This is a genomic window from Mycobacterium helveticum (assembly GCF_007714205.1).
GTDB lineage: Bacteria > Actinomycetota > Actinomycetes > Mycobacteriales > Mycobacteriaceae > Mycobacterium > Mycobacterium helveticum.
Window position 1 is genome coordinate 12,434 of the sequence record NZ_VMQU01000058.1, and the last position, 20,126, is coordinate 32,559.

Consider the following 20,126-nt stretch of genomic DNA (forward strand, 5'->3'; position numbering starts at 1 on the left):
GATGTCACGGCAGGCCGGCGCCGGGCGTCTCGACCGTCACGGCGTCCAGGCGGGAGAGCCGGGTGCCCCGCAGTCGCTCAGGATAGGCGTCGGTGCTCGACAGCAGGAACAGCGTGCGGCGCCTGGGGCCGCCCAGCGCGCAGGCGATGGCGACGCGGTCGCCCATGTCGATGCGGTCGGTCACCGCGCCGCCCTTGACGACGCGCTCGAACTGGTGGGCCAGCGTCGTCGCCGTCCACACCCCGCCGTCGGCGTCCAGCGCGATGCCGTCGGGCGGGCCGTCGAGGCCGTCCGCGAAGACGCGGCGGCCGGTGAGGGAGCCGTCCTCGCTGATGCCGAACGCGGTCAGCCGCCGGCCCGTCGACTCGGCGACGATGAGCTCGCGGCCCGGCGTGATCACCATGCCGTTGGGGAGCTCGAGGTCTTCGGCGACGACGGTCGCGGTGTCGTCGGGGTCGAGCCGGATGATGACGCCGCCGCGGCGCGCCTGGGATCCGATGTAGGCGCGCCCGTCGGCGTCGACGACCATGTCACCGAGGTCGGCCGGCGCCAGGGCGGCGAGGTCGGCGACGGGTGTCACGGTGTCGCCGTCGTAGCGCAGCACCTGCCGGTCCCCGGCCGAGACGATCAGCAGCGACCCGTCCGGGCGGAACCCCAGGCCCGCGGGGCGGCGCCCGGGCAGGGGCAGCGTGGTCAGCGAGCCGGCCATCGTCGCGGTGTGTACCGCCTCGCCCAGCATGTCGGAGAACCACAGCAGGCCCTCGAACCAGCGCGGGCCCTCGCCGAAGCAGAACCCGTTGGCCAGCGGCACCGGGATCATCCTCCCGCGCCTTTACAGAACACCCCGAAAGTGTCATGCACCGCGGGTGCCGGTGTCAATGCGGCCGAGCCGGACGCCGTCCGGGCCGGCCTGCGCCCAGGTGTCGCCGACCCGCAGCGGCCGTTCCGGCAGGTCGCCGATGTGGGCGCTGGTCACGAAGCCCAATTGCGTTGCCTTCCCGTGTGTTTGTCGGCCAAGGTTTACAAAACCTACGTAAAGTGTCACGCTGGGCCGTGGGCTGCCGGAGCGAGAGGTGGAGTGCGATTTGAGCAAGGTCTCCGAGGAATCCGAACAGACCGAGTGGACGGTGCGGGGCCTGCTGGACCTGTTCGACGTGCGGGCCGACGGTCAGGACCGGTTCTCCGGCGACACCGGGATCGCCGGCGGCGACGAGCGGCAGGTCGTGGAGGGCACCCAGGTGCTCGCCCAGGCGATCGTCGCGGTCGCCAAACGATTCCCGGACAAGTCGGTGCGCTCGGCGCACGCGGTGTTCTCCCGCGCCGTGGCCGTCGGCCCGCCGGTCGAATTCGTCCTCGACGTCGTGGCCGAGGGCCGGTCCACCGCCACGGCGGTCGTCGCCGTGCACCAGAACGGCCGGCGCTGCCTGAGCATCACGGTGCTGGCCGACGTCCCCACCGCCGACGTCATCCGCCACCACCTGCCGCGGCCGGACGTGGCCGCCCCGGCGGATTCCCACGTGTCCGAGATGCCGATGGCCGGGCGGCAGCTGCGGCTGGTCGACGTCGTGGACGTCAACAGCCCCGACGAGGTGGGCCCGCCCGAACTGCACGCGTGGCTGCACTACGACCCGATCCCCACCCGCGACGACCTGGCCAAGGCGCTCGTCGCGTACTTCACCGGGCACCTGGGCATCTCGACCACCATGCGTGCGCACCCGGGCATCGGCACCAGCCAGGCGCACCTGAGGGTGTCCACCGCCCCGATGACCATCTCGGTCGCCTTCCACGAGCCGGTGCGCTGGGACGGCTGGCTGCTCTACACCCACGAGAGCACCCAGGTCGGCTCGGGAATGTCGTACGTGCGCGGCACCGTGCACACCCAGGAGGGCGAGCTGCTGGCCTCGTTCGCCCAGGAGGCGCTGATCCGTCCGCTGCGCACCAGCGACACCTCGATCGACGCGCGCGCACGGTTCTGACGGGCGGACCGATGCGCTTCGCCTTCACCCACCCGATGCACACCCATCCCTACAACCCGGAACTGGTGACCGGGGAGGGCATCGCGACAGTCGCGGCGGCGGCCGAGGCGGCCGGGTTTCACGGGTTCGGCTTCACCGACCACCCCGCGCCGTCGCAGCGATGGCTGGAAGCCGGCGGCCACGACGCCCTGGATCCTTTTGTCGCCCTGGGCTTTGCGGCGGCCACGACGATGACACTGCGGCTGATTCCCAACATCGTGGTGCTGCCGTACCGAAACCCGTTCGTGGTGGCCAAGTCCGGTGCGACGCTGGACCTGCTGTCGAACGGCCGGTTCACGTTGGCGGTCGGTGTGGGCTACCTCAAGCGGGAGTTCGCGGCGCTCGGGGTCGACTACGACGAGCGCGCCGAGCTGTTCGAGGAGGCGTTGCAGGTGATCCGCGCCGCGTGGACCACCGACGACTTGTCCTTCTCAGGAAGGCATTTCACCGCGCGGGGCATCACCGCACACCCACGCCCGGTCAGCCGGCCGCACCCGCCGATCTGGATCGGCGGCAACACCGGGTCGGCGCGCCGGCGCGTCGCGCAGTACGGCGACGGCTGGTGCCCGTTTCCCGCGCCGGCCGTGCTGGCGCAGACGGCGGGCACCGCCTCGATCGACTCGCAGGACCGCCTCGCCGCGGGCATCGAGGACCTGCGGCGCCGCTGCGACGAGGCGGGCAGGGACTTCTCGGCGCTGGACATCACGTTCACCAACTCCGCCGGCGGCGGCCCGGGGAGTGACGAATTCGACTCCGGTGCCTACCTTTCCGGCTTGGGCAAGCTGGCGGCCCTCGGGGTGAACTGGGTGCAGGTCGGGCTGCCCGGCGACAGTCTGGCGCACGTGCTGGAAAGCATCGAGCGCTTCGGGAAACTCGTCATCGACGCGCGCTGATGGACTTCGCCCGGGTCGAACTGTCGGCCGAGGACCAGGTGTTCCTCGACGAGACGCGCGCCTTCATCGCCACGCACGTCACCGACGAGGTGCGCCGCCGCGACCGGCAGACCGGCGAAAACTTCGACGAGCAGGTGCATCTGGCGCTGGGTGGGGCGGGATACCTGGCCGCGGACTGGCGGTCCGAGTCCGACGGCGGCTTCAGCCCGGTGCGCCGGCGGATCTTCCAACTCGAGATCGCCCGGGCCCACACGCCCTGGTACCACTGGGGGACCACCTCGGTGGTCGCGCGGCTGGTGCAGCAGTTCGGCGCGCCGCGGCTGTGCGAGGAGGTGCTGCCGGGGGTGCTGTCCGGCGAGATCCGGCTGTGCCTGGGCTACACCGAGCCCGAGGGCGGCTCCGACGTCGCCACCTGCAAGACGCGGGCGGTGCGCGACGGCTCGGCGTGGATCATTAACGGCGCCAAGATGTTCACCTCCAACGCGCAGAACGCCCGGTACGTCTTCCTGCTGACCAACACCGACCCCCGGGGGTCCAAACACAAGAACCTGACCATGTTCCTGGTGCCGCTGGACTCCGCGGGAGTCGAGATCCGGCCCCTCCGGACCGTGGACGGTGACCGCACCAACATCGTGTACTACAGCGACGTGCGCGTCGACGACCGCTACCGCATCGGCGAGGTCAACGCGGGCTGGACGGTGATGCGCTCGGCGCTGGACGCCGAGCACGGCACCGGCGAGCGCGAGGACCATGGCCTGCAGGACGTCGCGACGATGGCCGGCCACGGTGTGCTGATGGCCGAGGCGGTGGACACCGTCGCGGCGATCGCGTCGCAACCCGATCGCGACGGGCGGCGCCGCCTCGACGACGCGTCGGTGAAACACCGGCTCGGGCGCAGCTTCGCGCGGGTGGAGGCGGCGCTGTCGACGCCGACCATGTTCGGGCGGGTGGCGATCGGGCAGACGATGCGCGACATCTCCCCGGATCTGATGGACATCCTGGGGGCCGCGGCGGCCCTGCCCACCGACACCGAGGGTTCCGCCGACGACGGTGTCACCGACTACCTTTTCCGGCTGGCCCTTCCGACCGGGATCTACGGCGGCACCCTCGAGGTCTTCCGCAACATGATCGCCCAGCACGCGCTGGGGCTCGGGCGCCCCCGGTACGGCTAGCGGGTGTGGGCAGGCAGCTCGGCCAGCAGCTCGACACGCGTCTCGTCGAAACTGAGGAAGCCCTTGATGGGCAGGCTTTCCGGGGGCGGATCCGCGTAGCTCCACGCGATGTCGTCGACGACACGCCCGCCGACGAAGGCGGTCCAGTACGTCGCAAATCCCTTGTAGTTGCAGTAACTCGACGACTGCGAGCGCCGCAGCGCACCGGTGTCCACCAGGGCGGGATCGACGTAGAGCCGGGGCGCCAGCGCGGTCTCGAACAGGATCACCGTGTCGTCGGTGTCCACCAGCACGGTCCCGTCGACCGACACGCGCAGGCGGCGCCTCGTCGGGCGGCAGTCCACGCGGTGGTACGGGTTCGGCGGGTAGTGCACCAGTTCGCGGCCCTCCTCCAGCCAGGTGTCGACCGCGTCCCACGGGACGTGGACGAAGCCCGGCGCTTCGGGCTCGGGCTCGCTTGGCAGCCCGGCCACCTCGTCGACCGGAAAGACATAACTGAGCGGGCGGCCCCGGCGGTGCACCAGCAGCGCCCGCTCGGTGTCGAGCACCGGCCGGTCGCCGCGCAAGGCCTGCACCCGCCGCGGGTGCGGCTCGACGTAGACCATCTCGCCGGGCAGCGGGGGCGAAAACCGCCCGGCCGGATCGCTGCTGAGTGGACCGCGTCCGGCGACCAGGGTCATGGCACTCCTTGGGGCAATGAGAATTTCGGCGGATATCCCTTATTAAACCCACAGTCCGGTGCCCCGGCTTTCGCTGCCGGCGAAGCCGGCTCATGCCGCCGGTACTGGAAACTCCCGCCATATCGGCGGTCGGGCGGCTCGGTAGCAAACCGCGAAGCGTCGCACGGGCGCCGTTGTGACAACGGTAAGGAAACGGCCAGATCACAAACCTTGACCCGATCGTGTTGTGAACGTGACGTTAGGACATCACTGTTACCGAAGTGAAATGGATTGGTGCTGACGCACTTTCCCGGGCCGCTGAGAAGCGCTGAGGAGCGAAGAATGACCCCACTGATGATGTATCCCCCCTGGATCGAGCAGATGGTCCGTCGTGCCTCCGCGGCCCGCCCGGCGGCGTCCGCGGCGCTGCGGCCACTCGCGGTGACGGTGGGCGTCGTCGCCGCCGGAGCGATGTCGCTGGCCCCGGCCCACGCCGACCCGTCCGCCGACCCCATCACCGGCGTGCTCAGCGGCGCCGGCACGGGCGGCAACGGCTCGTTCAGCGACACCATCGCCGGGATCGGGCAGTCGCTGTGTCCGATGCTGGTGCAGCCCGGCGCGCAACTGGCCACGATCGCGTCGCAGTTGTCGGGCAAGCCGGGCCTTCCCCCGGACATGGTCGGGTCCGTCGCCAGCATGGCGATACAGATGGAATGCCCGGGCGTCATGACGTCATTGGCCAACGGCCAAATGCCTTCGGGGTTACCGGGTTTGGGCGGTAACTCGGGCATGTCGCTCCCGTTCCAGCTGCCGGGGGCCGGCGGGGCGCCCGGCAGCCCGCTGCAGCTGCCGGGGCTCAGCCCTGCAGCGCCGAGCCCGTTGCAGCTGCCGGGGCTCGCCCCCGCGGCGCCGAACCCGCCGCAGCTGCCGGGCGTCATCCCGGTGGCGGCGGGCCCACAGCAGGTGCCGGTCGCCTGAGGCCCGCGACGGGCGCCCGGCAGGCGTGGCCCGGGGACCCGCCACCGGCGGGCATCAGCACCGCGGAGTAGGAACTTACCCATGGCCGGACCGGTGGAGGGCATCAAAGTCGTCGAGCTCGGGGTCTGGGTGGCCGGCCCGGCCGCCGGGGCCATCCTGGCCGACTGGGGCGCCGACGTCGTCAAGATCGAGCCGCCGGCCGGCGACCCGGGCCGCATGTTCGGCCGGATGCTGGGCTGCGACCTCGGGGTCAACCCGCCGTTCGAGATGGACAACCGCTCCAAGCGCAGCATCGTGCTCGACCTGACCACCGCGGCGGGCCGCGACACCGCCTTCGAGTTGCTCGCCGGCGCCGACGTTTTCGTGACGAACGTGCGCCCCGGTGCGCTGCAGAGGCTGGGCCTGGACTACGAGTCGGTGTCGGCCCGCAACGCCCGGCTCGTCTACGGCCTGATCACCGGCTACGGCGAGACCGGGCCCGACGCCGACCGCGCCGCCTACGACGTCGCCGCGTTCTGGTCCCGCGCCGGGCTGGCGCACCTGCTCACCCGGCCCGGTGACACGCCCCCGTTCCAGCGCGGCGGCATGGGCGACCACTCGGCCGGCATGACCCTGACCGCGGCCATCTGCGCGGCCCTGATCGCCCGCGAGCGCACCGGGACCGGTCAGCTGGTGAGCACGTCCCTGTACCGGCAGGGTGCCTACACCGTGAGCTTCGACCTGAACACCTACCTGCTGACCGGCCAGCAGATCGCCATCGGGCAGCGCGAATCGATGGGCAACCCGTGCATGAACAACTACACCGCCGGAGACGGGCGCCGGTTCTGGATCGTCGGACTCGAGGCCGACCGGCACTGGCCCGCGCTGTGCCGCGCCGTGGGCCGTCCGGAGTGGCTGACCGATCCGCGGTTCGGCGACGCCCGGGCCCGCGCCCAGAACGCGGTGGCGCTCATCGCCGCGCTCGACCAGATCTTCGCGACCCGCCCGCTCGACGATTGGGCGCAAGCCTTCGCCGCCGAACCGGATTTCTTCTGGTCCCCGGTCAACACGCTCGAGGACGTGGTCGCCGACGAGCAGTTCCACGCCGCCGGCGGCATCGTCGACGTGCCCGACGGCGACGCCGGCGTGGCGATGGTGGCCACGCCGGCGGACTTCCACGGCACACCGTGGGCACCGCGTTCCGGCGCACCGGAACTGGGGCAGCACACCGACGAGATCCTCGCCGAACTCGAGGCGCGCCGCGGGGCGTGACCCGCCCGTCGGACCTTTACAAATTTGTGGCGAAGTGTCACGCTGTCGTGAGTCGCATCCCAACGCAGGCGCCGACACGCCAGCCCCTCGAGGCGTGCGGCGGTGAGGAATGGATTGATGGTCACTCCCACGTTCGGCATCCGCGCGAGCGGCCGGGCCGCCGCCGCGCGGGCCACCCCCACCGACGCCGCCCCGCTGCGCTACCGGCTCGACGTCGTCGCGGCCAGTGCCGCCGACGTCGTGGAATCGGCCGGGGGCTGGCTCTACGACCGCGTGATGGCCGGCTGGGAGGTGACCGTGCGGCTGCCGCACAGCTGCGACACCCGCGCACTGCGGATCCTCGGCGTCCGGGTGTCGGATTGCCGGTCCGGGTGGTACGAGACACAGATCGCCGATCAGAGCCTGGCCGTCAGCGCCGCGGCGTTCCGGGCCGACCCCCGCGTCCGGCGCCGGGTGCTCGCGTCCCTGGACGGCCGGCTGACCGAGGTCGCGCTGTGGGGTGACGGATGGCCACTGAACGTGGACCGGGCGATGAGCCGGGCCCAGCATGTGCTCAGCGCGGCGGCCCGCACGTTCAAGGGTCATGCCCTGGCCGCCGCCGGAATCGTTGGTGACGCAGTCGCTCCCGTTGAGCCGCTGCGCTGCGATGCGTGGTCCCCGGCCGAGCCGCAGCTGGTCCGGCTCGAGCACGGCAGCGACAAGACGCAGGAGTTCCGTCGCTGACCCGGTCCGACGTCGAGGTGCCGGCCAGCCCGGCGCGCTGCCTGCGCCCGCGCTCCCTGGTCACCGAGCACGGCGCCGAACGCGAGGTCGGCGTGGTGGTGTGCGCCACCGGCCACGCCGCGCCCGACGGGCCGCGGGCCTGCCTGGGCATGGCCGCGCCCGGCTTCCCGAACTCCGTCTACATGCCGTGCGGACCGAACACGAACGTCGGCTCCACCAGCGTGATCTGCACGCGCGAACCCCGGGCCCGCCACGCCGTGAAAGCTATGCGGCACATGCGGCACATGCGGCACATGCGGCACATGCGGCGCAGGGACAGGACCTATGTCGCGGTGCGGCCGTCGGCGCCGGCGGCGTTCGCCGCGAAGGTGGAGCGCTGGATGGTCGGCACCGCCCGGACCACGCGCTGCAGCAACTATTTCCGCGCCCCCAACGGGCGGACGCGATGACCGAGCTGGACGGCGCCGAACGGCTCGACCCCGCCCTCCGGGCCGTCGCCACCACGCGCACCGATTTCTCGGTCGCCGCAATCGAACTCATCCGCGAGCCGTTCAACCAGCGGCGCCGGCTGGCCGCCGAACTGACGGATGCGCGGGACGTCGAGGTCATCGACGACGATGTGCCGGCGGAAACCGGGCCGGTGCCGGTGCGGATCTACCGCGGCGGCCCGGCGCCGGCGCCCGCGGTCGTCTACTGCCACGCCGGCGGGTTCGCGCTGGGCAACCTGGACACCGACCACCGCCAGTGCCTGGAGCTCGCCCGCCGCGGCAGCTGCACGGTGGTCTCGGTGGACTACCGGCTGGCCCCCGAGCACCCCTGTCCGGCCGCGCTGGACGACGCGAGCGCGGTGCTGCGCTGGGTGGCCCGCGAAGCGTTCGAACTCGGCGTCGACCCGGCGCGGCTGGCGGTCGCGGGCAGCAGTGCCGGGGCCGCCCTGGCCGCCTGCCTGGCGCACGGCGCCGCCGACGGGTCGCTGCCGACGGTCGCGTTTCAGCTGCTGCACCAGCCCGTGCTGGACGACCGGCCGACCGCCTCCAAAGCCGAGTTCGCCACCAGCCCGGCCTTCGACGGCGAGGCGGCCCAGCTGATGTGGCGCCACTACCTGGGGCCGGCCGCCGGATGGGCGGCCGCCGTGCCCGCCCGCCGCGGCCGATTCGGCGGTCTGGCACCGGCGTTGATCACGTGCGCCGAGATCGACCCGTTCCGCGACGAGGCCGTCGACTACGCGCTGGCGCTGCTGCGCGCCGGAGTCTCGGCCGAGTTGCACGTGTTTCCGCGCACCTGCCACGGCTTCGACTCGCTGCTGCCCGACTGGGAGGTGTCCGAGCTGCTGTTCGCCCTGCAGGGGCACTCGTTGTCCACCGCGCTGCACGGCGCCCCGGGGCCGCCCGCCTGACATCGCTACCTCGAAATCCTCTTCTGCTCAACGGAGTCCGCCCGAGGGCGGGCACCCCCGGGCGGAATGGATCGGCCGCCGCGCGTCCGACATCAGCCGCATCGACGTCGCGCGCGGGGGCAGCACGGGGCCGTGCTGGAATACAGCCATGGCAATTCCGCCCGCACCGGAGGGGCTCACCAGCGACGACTTCCCGGTGTTGTGGCCGGTGGGCACCCGGTGGGCCGACAACGACATGTTCGGCCACCTCAACAACGCGGTCTACTACCAGCTTTTCGACACCGCGATCAACGCCTGGATCAACACCGGCACCGGCCTCGACCCGATCACCACGCCCGCGCTGGGCATCGTCGCCGAGTCGGGCTGCCGCTACCTGTCCGAGCTGGCCTTCCCCGACAGCCTGGCGGTCGGCGTGGCGGTGACACGGCTCGGCAACAGCAGCGTCACCTACCGGCTGGGCGTGTTCCGGCCGGGCAGCGGCCGAGGTGATGCGCGGCCGATCACCGCGCTGGGCCACTGGGTGCACGTCTACGTCGACCGGGACACCCGCAGGCCGGTGCCGATTCCCGACCCGATCCGCGCGCTGCTGTCGACGGCCCGTGTGGGCCAATAGATATGCTTCGCCCATGCCAGTTCTGAGCAAGACCGTCGAAGTCGGCGCCGACGCCGCCGCGATCATGGCCATCGTCGGGGACTTCGAACGGTACCCGGAGTGGAACGAGGGAATCCGCGGCCTGTGGGTGCTCGCCCGCTACGACGACGGGCGTCCCAGCCAGCTGCGGCTCGACACCGTGGTGCAGGGCATGGAGAGCACCTTCATCCAGGCCGTCTACTACCCGGGGGACAACCAGATCCAGACGGTGCTGCAGCAGGGTGACCTCTTCTCCAAGCAGGAGCAGCTGTTCAGCGTGGTGGAGACCGGGGCGGCGAGCCTGCTGACGGTGGACATGGACGTCGAGACCGCGATGCCGATCCCCGCGCCCATGGTCAAGCAGCTCCTCAACCAAGTCCTCGAACACCTCGCCGACAACCTCAAGCAGCGAGCCGAACAGCTGTCCGCCTAGCGAGCAGCCACGGCGAGATGCGGGTCAGTCGAAGATTCCGGCGCGCTCCAGCATCTCGGTGAGCCGCTGCGCGGCGTCGGTGAACTGCCAGACGGTGTGTTCGGTGACGGCGGCGGCGTCGCGGCGGCGCAGCGCGGCGATCAGCCGGCGGTGGCTGGCCACCGCGGCCGCGCCCCACTCCGGGTCGCCGGCGTACACCAGCGCCGGCATGTAGCGCGCGGCATTCAACAGGAACCAGGCCAGCTTGATCCGGCCGCCGGCGTGGTTGAAGACGCGGTGAAACGCGAACTCGATGTCCGCGATGGCCTCGGCGCCCGCGGACCCCACGGCCGCCGCCAGGGCGTCGTTGGTGCGCTCGAGCTCGTCGATCTGGGCGTCGGTGATGTGCGCCGTGGCCGCGGCCGCCAACTCCCTGGCGATCGTCTTCTGCAGCCAGAAGATGTCCTGGATGTCCTGGCGGGTCAGCGGCAGCACGACATGGCCGCGGTGCGGCTCCAGCTGCACCATGCCCTCGCCGCGCAGCTTGAGCAGGGCCTCCCGCACCGGCGTGACGCTGACCCCGAGCTCGGCCGCGGTCTCGTCGAGGCGGATGAACGTTCCCGGGCGCAACGTCCCCGACATGATCGCCGCCCGCAGGTGGCCCGCCACCTCGTCGGACAACTGCGCCCGGCGCAGCGGCCGCCGTCTCCTCGGCCGGGTCGATATCGGTGCGTTCACGGGGTTTGCCAGGGCTTTCGGGGGCTTGTCACGGAACCGTCGAGACAATAGTGTGACCTACACAACACCATGTTTAATCAAATATCAAACTGGCGCAAGCGGTGCGCGAGTGAGGGGAAGGCGTTGAGTTGACCGCGCAATTGGCCGGCCACCGGACACAACCGACTCGGGGCGCACAGGCCCGGGATCTGGCGCACGAACAGCCTTACCGGGCCCGCAGACAGAATTGGGTCAACCAACTCGAGCGGCACGCGCTGATGCAGCCGACCGCGACCGCGCTGAGATTTCTCGGCAGGACGGTGACGTGGGAGGAACTGCACCGCCGGGTCTCGGCGCTGGCCGACGCGCTGAGCCGGCGGGGAGTCGGTTTCGGCGACCGGGTCATGATCCTGATGCTCAACCGGACCGAGTTCGTCGAGGCGGTGCTGGCGGCCAACATGCTCGGGGCCATCGCCGTCCCGCTCAATTTCCGCCTCACCCCGTCCGAGATCGCCCTCCTGGTCGAGGACTGCGAGGCACGGGTGGTCATCACCGAGTCCGTGCTGGCCCCGGTGGCCGCCGGGGTCCGCGACATCCAACCTCGGCTCGAGACGGTCGTCATCGCGGGCGGCCCGGCCGAGGGTGCCCCCGACGACGGGGTGCTGGGCTACGAAGACCTCGTCGGCGAGACCGGTGCCGCCCACCAACCGGTGGACGTCCCCAACGAGTCGCCCGCGCTGATCATGTACACCTCCGGCACCACCGGCCGCCCCAAAGGCGCCGTGCTGACGCACGCCAACCTGACCGGCCAGACGATGACCGGCCTCTACACCATGGGCGCCAGCATCAACGACGACGTCGGCTTCATCGGCGTCCCGTTCTTCCACATCGCCGGAATCGGCAACATGCTGACCGGGATGCTGCTGGGTGTGCCGACGGTGATCTACCCGCTCGGCGCGTTCGAGCCCGGGCAGTTGCTCGACGTGCTGGAGGCCGAGCGGGTCACCGGCATCTTCCTGGTTCCGGCGCAGTGGCAGGCCGTGTGCGCCGAGCAACGGGCGCGGCCCCGCGATCTGAGGTTGCGGGTGATCTCGTGGGGCGCCGCGCCGGCGCCGGACGCGCTGCTGCGGGAGATGTCGGCGACCTTCCCGGGGGCCCAGATCCTGGCCGCGTTCGGTCAGACCGAGATGTCGCCGGTGACGTGCATGCTGCTGGGCGAGGACGCGATCCGCAAGCGCGGCTCGGTCGGCAAGGTGATCCCGACGGTCGCCGCCCGCGTCGTCGACGAGAACATGAACGACGTGCCCGTCGGCGAGGTCGGCGAGATCGTCTACCGGGCGCCCACGCTGATGAGCGGCTACTGGAACAACCCGGAGGCGACGGCCGAGGCGTTCGCGGGCGGCTGGTTCCATTCCGGGGACCTCGTCCGGATGGACGCCGACGGCTATGTCTGGGTCGTCGACCGCAAGAAGGACATGATCATCTCCGGCGGCGAGAACATCTACTGCGCCGAGGTGGAGAACGTCCTGGCGAGCCACGAGCGCATCGTCGAGGTCGCCGTCATCGGCCGCGCCCACGAGAAGTGGGGCGAGGTGCCGATCGCGGTCGCGGCCGTCACCGGTGAGCAGCTGCGGCTCGACGAGCTGGACGAGTTCCTGACCGAGCGGCTGGCGCGCTACAAGCATCCCAAGGTGCTCGAGATCGTCGACGCGCTGCCGCGCAATCCCGCCGGCAAGGTGCTCAAAACCGAACTGCGGGTTCGCTACGGGACGCTGGAAATTTCTCAAACACGCGCCACGGCAACAGATTCCACCAACCAAGAGGAAGACGAACGAAAACTGTAACGTTTGCCCGCTGCTGACGAAGGGTTAATTGTGCGGATGCGGTTCACACGTGCATGGCCATCGGGTACATTCCTGTGGTCTTCGTTACTACTCGCGAGTAGTCGGGCTATGGTCACACACGTCGGGCGGCAAGGAGGGGGCGTGCGACACGATCCACGGGGGTCCGTTCGGCCAGGCGACGCCGGCGTGAGGACCCCGCGGTGACGGCAACCTCGACGAGTCGGCGGGGCCCCTACCTGATCGGCTACCTGCGCGATCAGCTCCAGACGCCGCTGACGGTGATCGGCGGGTTCTTCCGGATGTGCGTGCTGACCGGGAAGGCGTTGTTCCGCTGGCCGTTCCAGTGGCGCGAGTTCGTCCTGCAGTGCTGGTTCATCATGCGGGTGGCGTTCTTGCCCACGATCATGGTGTCGATCCCGCTGACCGTGCTGCTGATCTTCACCCTCAACGTCCTGCTGGCCCAGTTCGGCGCGGCGGACCTGTCGGGGGCCGGCGCGGCGATCGGGGCGGTCACCCAGCTGGGCCCGCTGACCACGGTGCTGGTGGTCGCCGGCGCGGGTTCGACGGCGATCTGCGCCGACCTGGGGGCCCGCACCATCCGCGAGGAGATCGACGCGATGGAGGTGCTGGGCATCGACCCCATCCACCGGCTGGTGGTGCCCCGGGTGATCGCCGCGACCCTGGTCGCCACGCTGCTCAACGGGCTGGTGATCACCGTCGGCCTGGTCGGTGGGTACCTGTTCGGGGTCTACCTGCAGAACGTCTCCGGCGGCGCGTACCTGGCCACGCTGACCACCATCACCGGCCTGCCCGAGGTGATCATCGCGACGCTCAAGGCGGCGATATTCGGACTGATCGCCGGGCTGGTCGGTTGTTACCGGGGGCTCACGGTGCGCGGCGGCTCCAAGGGCCTGGGCACCGCGGTGAACGAAACGGTGGTGCTGTGTGTGGTAGCCCTGTATGCGGTCAACGTGGTGCTGACCACGATCGGTGTGCGGTTCGGGACGGGGCACTGACATGTCGACATCTGCTGTGCTGCGCGCGCGCTTCCCGCGGACGGTGGAGAACCTCAACCGCTACGGCGGGGCGGCGGGGCGCGCGGTCGACGACATCGGCCAGATGGGGTGGTTCGGGGCGGTGGCCATCGGGCACATCCCGCATGCGCTGCGCAACTACCGCAAGGAGACGCTGCGGCTGATCGCCCAGATCGGCATGGGCACGGGTGCGATGGCCGTCGTCGGCGGCACCGTCGCGATCGTCGGTTTCGTGACGCTGTCGGGCAGCTCGCTGGTCGCGATCCAGGGGTTCGCGTCGCTGGGCAACATCGGTGTGGAGGCGTTCACCGGGTTTTTCGCCGCGCTGATCAACGTGCGCATCGCGGCCCCGGTGGTGACCGGCATCGCGATGGCGGCCACCGTCGGCGCGGGCGCCACCGCCGAGTTGGGTGCGATGCGCATCAGCGAGGAGATCGACGCCCTGGAAGTGATGGGCATCAAGTCGATCTCGTTTTTGGCCAGCACCCGGATCATGGCCGGGCTGGTCGTGATCATCCCGCTGTACTCGCTGGCGATGATCATGTCGTTCCTGTCCCCCCAGATCACCACCACGGTGTTCTACGGGCAGTCGCACGGCACCTACGAGCACTACTTCCGCACCTTCCTGCGCCCCGACGACGTGTTCTGGTCGTTCCTGGAGGCCATCATCATCACCGCGGTGGTGATGATCACCCACTGCTTCTACGGGTATGAGGCCGGCGGCGGACCGGTCGGCGTCGGCGAGGCCGTCGGCCGGTCGATGCGCTTCTCGCTGGTCTCGGTGCAGGTTGTCGTGTTGTCGGCCGCGCTGGCGCTCTACGGCGTCAACCCGAACTTCGCGCTCACGGTGTAGCCGCCATGCCCGCCCAGATCAACAAGCAGCACAACCCGCCCTACAAGCTCGCCGGCGTGGCGGTGCTGGTCGTGGCCGCGGTGGTGTTTGCGTTGGTGTACGGGCAGTTCCGGGGTGATTTCACGCCCAAGACGAAGCTGACGATGCTGGCGTCGCGGGCGGGGCTGGTGATGGATCCGGGGTCGAAGGTCACCTACAACGGGGTACAGATCGGCTTGGTGGCCAACATCGCCGAGACGCAGCGCGACGGCAGGCCGGCGGCGAAGTTCACCTTGGACGTCTATCCGCGGTATCTGCATCTGATCCCGGCCAACGTGACCGCCAACATCGAGGCGACCACGGTGTTCGGCGGTAAGTACGTGTCGCTGACGACGCCGAAAAACCCGACGCCGCAGCGGATCACGCCGTCGACGGTGATCGATGCGCGTGGTGTGACGACCGAGATCAACACGTTGTTCCAGACGATCACCTCGATCGCGCAGCGGGTGGACCCGGTCAAGCTGAACCTGACGCTGAGTGCGGCCGCCCAGGCGCTGTCGGGGCTGGGGGAGAAGTTCGGGCAGTCGATCGTCAACGCCAACGCGGTGCTCGACGACGTGAACCCGCAGATGCCCCAGATCCGCGACGATGTGCGGAAGTTGGCGGATCTGGGCGACACCTATGCCAACGCCTCGCCGGATCTGTTCGACTTCCTCAACAACGCGGTCATCACGTCGCGCACCCTCAACGCCCAGCAGAAGGACCTGGATCAGGCGTTGCTGTCGGCGGCGGGCTTTGGTAACACCGGTGCGGAGCTGTTCGACAAGGGCGGTCCGTATCTGGCGCGTGGGGCCAAAGACCTGGTGCCCACCGCGCAGCTGCTGGACACCTACAGCCCCGAGATCTACTGCACGTTGCGCAACTACCACGACATGGAGCCCAAGGCCGCCGCATTCCTCGGCGGTAACGGCTACTCGCAAAACACCCACACCGAGGCGCTGTCCGGGCTGGGGCTGGTGCTCAACCCGCTGTCGCTGGTCACCTCGGCCTTGCTGACGTTAGGTCAAGGCGCCCTGGTGGGTGTGGTCGGCGGCGCGCCCAATCCCTACATGTACCCGGAGAACCTGCCGCGGGTGAACGCTCACGGGGGGCCGGGCGGCGCCCCGGGCTGCTGGCAGCAGATCACCCGCGACCTGTGGCCGGCGCCCGAGCTGGTCATGGACACCGGCAACAGCATCGCACCGTACAACCACCTCGACACCGGTTCGCCGTATGCGATCGAGTACGTCTGGGGACGCCAGGTAGGGGATAACACGATCAACCCATGAAAATCACCGGTACCCTCGTCCGACTCGGCATCTTCTCGTTGGTGCTGCTGCTGTTCACCGTGATGATCATCGTGGTGTTCGGCCAGATGCGCTTCGACCGGACATACGGGTATTCGGCCGAATTCAGCAACGTCAGCGGGTTGCGGGCCGGCCAGTTCGTCCGGGCCTCCGGGGTGGAGGTCGGCAAGGTCAGCTCGGTGCACCTGGTCGACGGCGGCAAGCGGGCGCGGGTCGACTTCGCCGTCGACCGCTCGATCCCGCTGTATCAGTCCACGACCGCGCAGATCCGCTACCTGAACCTGATCGGTGACCGTTACCTCGAACTCAAACGCGGCGAGGGCGAGGGCGCCGAGAAGGTCCTGCCGCCCGGCGGGTTCATCCCGCTGTCGCGCACGTCGCCGGCACTGGACCTCGACGCGCTGATCGGCGGATTCAAACCCCTGTTCCGGGCGTTGGACCCGGAGAAGGTCAACACGATCGCCACCACGCTCATCACGGTGTTCCAGGGTCAGGGCGGCACCATCAACGACATCCTCGACCACACCGCGCAACTGACGTCGCAGCTCGGCGAGCGCGACCAGGCGATCGGCGAGGTCGTCAAGAACCTCAACATCGTCCTGGACACGACGGTCCGGCACCGCCAGCAATTCGACCAGACGATCAACAACCTCGAAGTGCTGATCACCGGGCTCAACGACCACCGCCAGCAGCTGGCCGGCGGGACCGCGCACATCAGCAACGCCGCCGGAACCGTGGCCGACCTGCTGGCCGAGGACCGTGCCCTGCTGCACAAGACCCTCAACAACCTGGACGCGATCCAGCAGCCCCTCATCGACCAGCGCGTGCAACTGAACGACTACCTGCACAAGGTGCCGACGGCCCTGAACATGATCGGACGTGCCATCGGCTCCTACGGGGACTTCGTGAACTACTACGCCTGCGACATCACGCTCAAGCTCAACGGGTTGCAGCCCGGTGGGCCGGTCCGCACGGTCCGGCTCTTCCAACAGCCGACGGGGAGGTGCACCCCGCAATGAGAAGCCTCGAACCCGCCAACCGGCCCCGGATCGGCCTCATGGGCATCCTGGTCATGCTGCTCGTCCTCGGCGTGGGCCAGAGCTTCACCAGCGTCCCGATGTTGTTCGCCAGGCCCAGCTACTACGGGCAGTTCACCGATTCCGGTGGCATCAGCACCGGCGACAAGGTCCGCATCGCGGGCATGGACGTCGGCAAGGTGGAGGGCCTCGAGATCGACGGCGACCACGTGCTGATGAAATTCTCGATCGGGACCAACACCATCGGCACCGAGAGCCGGCTAGCCGTCAAGACCGACACGATCCTCGGCAAAAAGATCATGGAAATCGAGACGCGGGGTGCGCAACGGCTGCGTCCCGGGTCCACCCTGCCGATCGGCCAGAGCACCACCCCGTACCAGATCTACGACGCGTTCTTCGACGTCACCAAGGCCGCCTCCGGCTGGGACATCGACACGGTCAAGCAGTCGCTGCACGTGCTGTCGCAGACCATCGACCAGACCTACCCGCACCTGAGCGCCGCGCTGGACGGCGTCGCCAAGTTCTCCGACACCATCGGCAAGCGCGACGACCAGATCAAGCACCTGCTGGCCCAGGCAAACCAGGTGGCCGGCGTCCTGGGTGACCGCAGCGAGCAGGTCGACCGGCTGTTGGTCAACACCAAGACACTGCTGGCGGCCTTCAACGAACGCGGCCAGGCCATCAACGCGCTGCTGGGCAACATCGCGGCCTTCTCCGAGCAGGTCAAGGGGCTGATCAATGACAACCCCAACCTCAACCACGTGCTCGAACAGCTTCACCAGCTCAGCGACATTTTGGTGCAGCGCAAAGACGACATCGCCACGGGGCTCACCGAGGTCGGCCACTTCCTGCCCTCGCTGAACGAGGCCATCGCGTCGGGACCGTTCTTCAAGGTGGTCCTGCACAATCTGGCCCTGTACCAGATCATTCAGCCCTGGGTCGACGCGGCGTTCAAGAAGCGCGGCATCGACCCGGAGAACTTCTGGCGCAGCGCCGGGCTGCCGGCCTACCGGTTCCCCGACCCCAACGGCACCCGCTTCGCCAACGGCGCTCCACCACCGGCTCCCCCGGTGCTCGAGGGCACCCCGGACCATCCGGGACCGGCCGTTCCGCCCGGTTCGCCGTGCTCCTACACGCCGGCCGCCGACGGGCTGCCCCGGCCCGACAACCCGCTGCCCTGCGCGGGCGCGCTCACCGGCCCGTTCGGTGGCCCGGGCTTCCCGGCACCGATCGACGTGCAGACCTCGGCGCCGAACCCCGACGGCCTGCCGCCCACGCCGGGCATCCCGATCGCCGGACGCCCCGGTGACCCGCCGCCGGACGTGCCGGGCACCCCGGTGCCGCTGCCGATGCAGGCACCGCCGGGCGCGCGCACCGAGCAGCTCGCGCCGGCGGGCCCGGTACCGCCGCCGTCGACGTTCGCCCCGGGCCTGCCGCCCGGACCGCCGGCCCCGCCCGGGCCCGGCGAGCAACTACCGGCGCCGTTCATCAACCCCGGCGGCACCGGCGGCAGCGGTGCGGCGGGGGGAGGTAGCCAGAATTGAGCACCATCTTTGACATCCGCAATCTGAGACTGCCCACGCTGTCGCGGGCGTCGGTCATCATCGGGTCGCTGGTGGTGATGCTGGCCCTGGTGGCGGGCTACGTCGGCTTCCGGCTGTACCAGAAGCTGACCAACAACACCGTGGTGGCCTATTTTCCCGACGCCAACGCCCTCTATCCCGGCGACAAGGTCCAGATCATGGGCCTGCAGGTGGGGTCGATCGACAAGATCGAGCCGGCCGGCGACAAGATGAAGGTGACCTTCCACTACGAGAACAAGTACAAGGTTCCGGCCAACGCCTCCGCGGTGATCCTCAACCCGACCCTGGTGGCCTCGCGGGCGATCCAGCTGGAGCCGGCCTACAAGGGTGGCCCGGTGCTGGCCGACAACGCGGTGATCCCCGAGAACCGCACCCAGGTGCCGGTGGAATGGGATCAGCTGCGCGACAGCGTCACCAACATCGTGGCCAAGCTGGGCCCCACCAAGGAGCAACCGACCGGGCCGTTCGGCGAGGTCATCACGGCCTACGCCGACGGGCTGGCCGGCAAGGGCAAGCAGCTCAACACCACGCTCAACAGCCTCTCGCAGGCGTTGAACGCGCTCAACGAGGGCCGCGGCGACTTCTTCGCGGTGGTGCGCAGCCTGGCGCTGTTCGTCAACGCGCTGCACGCCGACGACCAGCAGTTCGTCGCGCTGAACCAGAACCTGGCCGACTTCACCACCCGGCTCGCCAGCTCCGACGGCGCTCTGGCCAACGCGGTGCAGCAGTTCGACGGCCTGCTGGCCGCGGTGCGCCCGTACCTGAAGCAGAACCGGCAGGTGTTCGCCAAGGACTTCGACAACCTGGCGACCGTGACGAACACGCTGCTGCAACCGGATTCCCTCAACGGGCTGGAGACCTTCCTGCACGTCGGTCCGACCGCATTGTCGAACGTCAACCAGGTCTATCACCCGTCGCACGGATCGGTCGTCGCCGTCACCGCGATCGCCAACTTCGCCAACCCGATGCAGTTCATCTGCAGCGCGATCCAGGCCGGCAGCCGGCTGGGCTACCAGGACTCGGCCGAGCTGTGCGCGCAGTACCTCGCGCCGATCCTGGACGCGATCAAGTTCAACTACCCGCCGTTCGGGTTGAACCTGTTCAGCACCGCCGAGGTGCTGCCCAAGGAGGTCGCCTACTCCGAGCCGCGGCTGCAGCCGCCCGACGGGTACAAGGACACCACCGTCCCGGGCATCTGGGTGCCCGATACGCCGACGTCGCACCGCAACACCCAGCCGGGCTGGATCGTGGCCCCCGGGATGCAAGGGCAACAGGTGGGGCCGGTCACGGCCGGGCTGTTGACCCCGGACTCGCTGGCCGAACTCATGGGTGGCCCCGACATCGCGCCGGTCCAGTCCAACCTGCAGACCCCGCCGGGGCCGCCGAACGCCTACGACGAGAACCCGATCCTGCCCCCGATAGGGCTCAACGCGCCGCAGGTGCCCATACCGCCCCCGCCGCCGGGCCCGGGCGTGGTCCCGGGTCCCGTCGCGCCGACGCCGGCGCCCGTCGCCGCGGGGCTGGGCCAATGAGGGGAACGATGAGCGCGCTACGCGCGAAGAGTGCACCGAATCGTCGGGCAATGAGGGGAACGATGAGCGCG

General features: G+C 69.8%; 20 protein-coding genes and 1 pseudogene. 17 read left to right on the plus strand and 4 right to left on the minus strand.

Annotated elements, in window-relative coordinates; genetic code table 11:
* Window positions 1-4 precede the first annotated feature (4 nt).
* The gene (locus FPZ47_RS14710) at window positions 5-820 is read right to left on the minus strand and encodes an SMP-30/gluconolactonase/LRE family protein (protein ID WP_144951803.1); all 816 of its coding nucleotides are present in this window, start codon (window positions 818-820) and stop codon (window positions 5-7) included.
* 33 nt (window positions 821-853) lie between these two features.
* Window positions 854-976, minus strand: coding sequence for a hypothetical protein (locus tag FPZ47_RS14715; RefSeq protein WP_425461788.1), 123 nt, complete (start codon window positions 974-976; stop codon window positions 854-856).
* A 97-nt stretch (window positions 977-1,073) separates the two neighbouring features.
* Here FPZ47_RS14715 and FPZ47_RS14720 point away from each other — a divergent pair, with 97 nt between their 5' ends.
* From FPZ47_RS14720 to FPZ47_RS14730, 3 genes are read left to right on the plus strand one after another with little or no spacing between them, the layout of a single operon-like run.
* Complete coding sequence (locus FPZ47_RS14720; RefSeq protein WP_210419913.1) at window positions 1,074-1,976, plus strand: acyl-CoA thioesterase; 903 nt, start codon at window positions 1,074-1,076, stop codon at window positions 1,974-1,976.
* Between the two features lie 11 nt (window positions 1,977-1,987).
* Window positions 1,988-2,908 carry an LLM class F420-dependent oxidoreductase gene (locus FPZ47_RS14725; protein WP_144951799.1) on the plus strand — a complete coding sequence of 307 codons (921 nt, stop codon included), beginning with the start codon at window positions 1,988-1,990 and terminating at the stop codon, window positions 2,906-2,908.
* On the plus strand, window positions 2,908-4,080 hold the full coding sequence (locus tag FPZ47_RS14730; RefSeq protein WP_144951797.1) for an acyl-CoA dehydrogenase family protein: 1,173 nt from the start codon (window positions 2,908-2,910) through the stop codon (window positions 4,078-4,080). Before FPZ47_RS14725 ends, FPZ47_RS14730 begins: the two co-directional genes overlap by 1 nt.
* Here FPZ47_RS14730 and FPZ47_RS14735 read toward each other — a convergent pair.
* On the minus strand, window positions 4,077-4,760 hold the full coding sequence (locus tag FPZ47_RS14735; protein WP_144951795.1) for a DUF427 domain-containing protein: 684 nt from the start codon (window positions 4,758-4,760) through the stop codon (window positions 4,077-4,079). The two genes, FPZ47_RS14730 and FPZ47_RS14735, sit on opposite strands and share 4 nt — an antisense overlap.
* A 321-nt stretch (window positions 4,761-5,081) precedes the next feature.
* Here FPZ47_RS14735 and FPZ47_RS14740 point away from each other — a divergent pair, with 321 nt between their 5' ends.
* From FPZ47_RS14740 to FPZ47_RS14770, 7 genes and pseudogenes are all read left to right on the plus strand, one after another.
* Window positions 5,082-5,717, plus strand: coding sequence for a DUF732 domain-containing protein (locus tag FPZ47_RS14740; RefSeq protein WP_144951794.1), 636 nt, complete (start codon window positions 5,082-5,084; stop codon window positions 5,715-5,717).
* An 81-nt stretch (window positions 5,718-5,798) separates the two neighbouring features.
* Complete coding sequence (locus FPZ47_RS14745) at window positions 5,799-6,968, plus strand: CaiB/BaiF CoA transferase family protein (protein ID WP_144951792.1); 1,170 nt, start codon at window positions 5,799-5,801, stop codon at window positions 6,966-6,968.
* 117 nt (window positions 6,969-7,085) lie between these two features.
* Complete coding sequence (locus FPZ47_RS14750; RefSeq protein ID WP_144951790.1) at window positions 7,086-7,691, plus strand: hypothetical protein; 606 nt, start codon at window positions 7,086-7,088, stop codon at window positions 7,689-7,691.
* Window positions 7,679-8,131, plus strand: a pseudogene (locus FPZ47_RS14755) (NAD(P)/FAD-dependent oxidoreductase); the annotation flags it as partial. The gene FPZ47_RS14750 and the pseudogene FPZ47_RS14755, both read left to right, overlap by 13 nt.
* Before the next feature lie 5 nt (window positions 8,132-8,136).
* Window positions 8,137-9,087: an alpha/beta hydrolase gene (locus FPZ47_RS14760; RefSeq protein ID WP_144951787.1), complete on the plus strand. Its 951-nt coding sequence runs from the start codon at window positions 8,137-8,139 to the stop codon at window positions 9,085-9,087.
* A gap of 148 nt (window positions 9,088-9,235) precedes the next feature.
* Entirely contained in the window at window positions 9,236-9,700 is a 465-nt protein-coding gene (locus FPZ47_RS14765) for an acyl-CoA thioesterase (protein WP_144951785.1), read from the plus strand.
* Between the two features lie 13 nt (window positions 9,701-9,713).
* Entirely contained in the window at window positions 9,714-10,151 is a 438-nt protein-coding gene (locus FPZ47_RS14770) for an SRPBCC family protein (protein ID WP_144951783.1), read from the plus strand.
* Between the two features lie 24 nt (window positions 10,152-10,175).
* Here the strand turns inward: FPZ47_RS14770 and FPZ47_RS14775 are convergent, their stop codons facing one another.
* A complete protein-coding gene (locus tag FPZ47_RS14775; protein WP_210419914.1) occupies window positions 10,176-10,868 on the minus strand; it encodes a GntR family transcriptional regulator in 693 nt (230 codons plus the stop codon).
* 128 nt (window positions 10,869-10,996) lie between these two features.
* Here FPZ47_RS14775 and fadD5 point away from each other — a divergent pair, with 128 nt between their 5' ends.
* The 7 genes from fadD5 to FPZ47_RS14810 all read left to right on the plus strand — a co-directional run bounded on the left by fadD5 (window position 10,997) and on the right by FPZ47_RS14810 (window position 20,055).
* The gene (gene fadD5 / locus FPZ47_RS14780) at window positions 10,997-12,691 is read left to right on the plus strand and encodes a fatty-acid--CoA ligase FadD5 (protein WP_144951780.1); all 1,695 of its coding nucleotides are present in this window, start codon (window positions 10,997-10,999) and stop codon (window positions 12,689-12,691) included.
* Window positions 12,692-12,990: 299 nt separating this feature from the next.
* A complete protein-coding gene (locus tag FPZ47_RS14785; RefSeq protein ID WP_425461790.1) occupies window positions 12,991-13,707 on the plus strand; it encodes an MlaE family ABC transporter permease in 717 nt (238 codons plus the stop codon).
* 1 nt (window position 13,708) lies between these two features.
* Window positions 13,709-14,578 (plus strand): MlaE family ABC transporter permease, encoded by an 870-nt coding sequence (locus tag FPZ47_RS14790; protein ID WP_144951778.1) that lies wholly within the window; start codon window positions 13,709-13,711, stop codon window positions 14,576-14,578.
* Window positions 14,579-14,583: 5 nt separating this feature from the next.
* A complete protein-coding gene (locus FPZ47_RS14795; RefSeq protein ID WP_144951776.1) occupies window positions 14,584-15,885 on the plus strand; it encodes an MCE family protein in 1,302 nt (433 codons plus the stop codon).
* Window positions 15,882-16,922, plus strand: a complete 1,041-nt coding sequence (locus FPZ47_RS14800) for a virulence factor Mce family protein (protein WP_144951774.1) — start codon at window positions 15,882-15,884, stop codon at window positions 16,920-16,922. The genes FPZ47_RS14795 and FPZ47_RS14800 overlap by 4 nt, the downstream gene beginning before the upstream one ends.
* Window positions 16,919-18,484, plus strand: coding sequence for a virulence factor Mce family protein (locus FPZ47_RS14805; RefSeq protein WP_144951772.1), 1,566 nt, complete (start codon window positions 16,919-16,921; stop codon window positions 18,482-18,484). The genes FPZ47_RS14800 and FPZ47_RS14805 overlap by 4 nt, the downstream gene beginning before the upstream one ends.
* Entirely contained in the window at window positions 18,481-20,055 is a 1,575-nt protein-coding gene (locus tag FPZ47_RS14810; protein WP_144951770.1) for a virulence factor Mce family protein, read from the plus strand. Before FPZ47_RS14805 ends, FPZ47_RS14810 begins: the two co-directional genes overlap by 4 nt.
* The last annotated feature ends 71 nt before the right edge of the window (window positions 20,056-20,126 follow it).